This window comes from Pseudorhodoplanes sp. (assembly GCF_050250235.1).
Classification (GTDB): Bacteria; Pseudomonadota; Alphaproteobacteria; order Rhizobiales; family Xanthobacteraceae; genus Pseudorhodoplanes.
The window spans coordinates 2,177-5,096 of the sequence record NZ_JBFWPA010000256.1 but is presented as its reverse complement, the minus strand read 5'-3'; the positions used below and the strand labels follow the sequence as shown (position 1 = coordinate 5,096).

At 60.0% G+C, this 2,920-nt stretch carries 3 protein-coding genes and 1 pseudogene; all 4 read left to right on the top strand.

Going from position 1 to position 2,920, the window contains the following annotated elements; all coding sequences use genetic code 11:
- A pseudogene (locus tag AB7F49_RS38095) lies at positions 1-277 on the top strand (CDP-alcohol phosphatidyltransferase family protein); the annotation flags it as partial.
- Positions 274-933, top strand: coding sequence for a DUF3047 domain-containing protein (locus AB7F49_RS38090; protein ID WP_379728605.1), 660 nt, complete (start codon positions 274-276; stop codon positions 931-933). The pseudogene AB7F49_RS38095 and the gene AB7F49_RS38090, both read left to right, overlap by 4 nt.
- Positions 934-986: 53 nt before the next feature.
- The gene (locus AB7F49_RS38085; protein ID WP_428532811.1) at positions 987-2,090 is read left to right on the top strand and encodes an FAD-dependent oxidoreductase; all 1,104 of its coding nucleotides are present in this window, start codon (positions 987-989) and stop codon (positions 2,088-2,090) included.
- Positions 2,091-2,145: 55 nt separating this feature from the next.
- Positions 2,146-2,835: a haloacid dehalogenase type II gene (locus tag AB7F49_RS38080; RefSeq protein ID WP_379728601.1), complete on the top strand. Its 690-nt coding sequence runs from the start codon at positions 2,146-2,148 to the stop codon at positions 2,833-2,835.
- The last annotated feature ends 85 nt before the right edge of the window (positions 2,836-2,920 follow it).

The window sequence follows — 2,920 nt, the reverse complement described above, 5'->3', positions numbered from 1 at the left end:
TCTACTGCTCGCCTTCGTCGGGACAGGTAGCAGCTTTCTGGCATTTTCTGTGATCGCAGCAAAGCGAGGCGTCTCATCGACATCGTACCCCCAAAAGGGAATCTACTATCTCGGCGGCTTGACCGAAGGGGGCGAGACCTTCGTGGCGTTCGCGGCAATGTGCCTCCGGCCGGCGAGCTTTGCCGCCATCGCCTGGGTTTTCACGATCCTTGCTCTCATCACCACGGCGACGCGCTGGTGGTGGGGGTGGCGTATCTTCTCGGAGAGAAAATTATGAGACTTGGCATCGCGCTGTCGTTCGCAGGACTGATCTTCGCAGGAACCGTCCCCACCGTGGCAGCAGGAGACGCGATCGCGATCAGCCGCTTTTCGGATGGCGCACTCAACGCCTGGGAAAGCCGCTCGTTCAAGGGAGAGACGAGCTACACATTCGCTATCGATCCAGAGATCAATTCGGCGGTCCTAAAGGCCGTTGCGGACGCTTCCGCATCCGGCCGCTTCCGAAAGATTAAGATCGATTTGAGCAAAACCCCTTTTCTTAACTGGTCGTGGAAAGTTACCAACATTTTCCCTGGCATTGATGAGCGAACAAAAGCCGGCGACGATTTTCCCGCGCGGATTTATGTCGTTGTCGAGCGCGGCATCCTGGGGACCAGTTCCCTATCGCTCAACTATGTCTGGGCGAGCCAACATCCCGCCGGAAGCCTTTGGCCGAGCCCCTTTACAAAACAGGTTCATCTCTTCGCGATCGACTCTGGTACTCAAACCTTAAACAAATGGGTCCGCCACAAGCGCGATCTTAGGGCCGACCTGAAGAGGGCGTTCAGAGAAGACATCTCAGAAATCGACGCTGTCGCCCTAATGACGGACGCCGACAACCATGGTGGCCGTGCCGAGGCGTTCTATGGCGAGATTTGGTTCAGCACGGAATAGATGAAACGCTCGGCATCAAATGGAAAATTAGTAGGGGGCGATTGCGAAACGCGATGCATATCGTGCTGCTCGGTGGTGGTCATGCACACCTCGAAGTCCTCAGACGGTTCGGACGCCGTCCCCAACCGGGCGTGCGACTGAGCTTGATCACCAAGGGTGCGCACGCGCCATATTCGGGAATGCTGCCCGGCTTCGTGGCCGGTCACTACTCGGCGGACGAGATCCACGTTCCACTTGCGCCGCTGACGCAACGAGCCAACTGCGCGCTCGTGGTAGCAGAGGCTACGAGACTGGACGCTGAACGACGCTCGATTCTGCTCAGCGACGGCCGCGAAATCGCGGGGGATGTCATCTCGATCAACACGGGAGCCGTGACGGATTGTTCCACCGGAACGTCCGCTGAACGATGCGTTGCGGCCAAGCCCATTGATGACTTCGCGCAGGACTGGACGCGGCTGATGGACGTGATCGAAGCCGATCCAACTCTGCGAATTGCGGTCATAGGTGCCGGGGCCGCAGGCGTAGAACTCGCTCTCTCGATCCAGCATCGATTGATGCAGATGCCTTTCGCTGGAGGCCGAATTGCCGAAAGCAGGGTTTCACTGGTTGGTGGCGACGACATCCTGCCGAGTTTTCCCGCCAAGGTAAGGCAACGAGTTGCTCGGCTCCTGCGAGGGCGCGGGGTGACGTTCCTATCCGGGCCTGACATTGAAGTGATCGCGACACGCGGTCTTTCCGGCGCCGGATTTCAACATGTCCTTGTTTGGGCGACCGGCGTGCGTCCTGCGAACTGGCTCACGCGGTCAGGTTTGGCCCTTGACCATGCCGGCTTCGTCGCAGTCGATCGCCATTTGCAGTCGAAGTCTCATGAGGGCATCTTTTGCGCAGGCGATGCGGCTGGCTTGGTGGACGGTCCTCAGCCTAAAGCCGGAGTCATTGCTGTGCGCCAGGGACCGGTCCTTGGTGAGAATCTGCGCCGATATGCTTCCGGTCGGCAGCTTCAGTCCTTTGCTCCCCCAAAGATCTGGCTGAGCCTCATCTCAACAGGCAACCGTTATGCAGTGGCGTCTCGCGGCAAATGGTCGGTAGAGGGACGTTGGACTTGGTATTGGAAAGACTGGATCGATCGGCGTTTCGTCCGGAAATACAAACAATGATCCTCGCAGAGCGATATTCGGACGAAGCGCATGATCGAACATCGAGGAAGCCCGCATGAGTCTCGCGCCGCTCAAGAACATCAGGGCCTGCGTCTTCGACGCCTACGGCACACTGTTCGATTTTTCCTCCGCGGCCAAAGGGTGCAAGGATGTGCTCGGCGAGAAGACCGAGCCGCTGACCGCGCTCTGGCGCGACAAGCAGCTTCAATATACATGGCTCCTCGCCGCGCAGGGGCGGCACGCGGACTTTCACCGCGTGACGGGCGACGCGCTCGATTTCGCTCTGGAGACCTTGGGCATCGCCAGCCCCGGCCTGCACGCGCGCCTGATGGGCCTTTATCTCGCCCTTCACGCCTTTCCGGAGGTGCCGGAGGTCCTGCGCCGGCTCAAGGCGGCCGGGCTGCGGCTGGCGATCCTATCGAACGGCACGCCGGCGATGCTTGACGCCGCGGTCCACGGCGCGGGCCTCGGCGGACTCTTCGACGCGGTGCTCTCCGTCGAGGAGGTTGGGGTTTTCAAGCCGAATCCCAAGGTCTATCAGCTCGCGGTGGAGCGACTTCGTCTGCCTGCATCGGCGCTGTCGTTCCAGTCGTCCAACGCATGGGATGCCCATGCGGCATCGGCATTCGGAATGCGGGTCGTCTGGTGCAACCGGTACGGGCAGCGACCCGAACGGCTTCCGGGAAAGCCCGATTGCGAGGTGACGTCGCTTTCCTCTTTGCCCGAGCTGGTAGCGTCTCCCTAAGGCAGATTCTGCCCGAATCGGATCGGTTGGGGCGACAAGAGCAGGATCAAGCCGTTGAATTTGTGAAGCCGAATCGACGCCGATA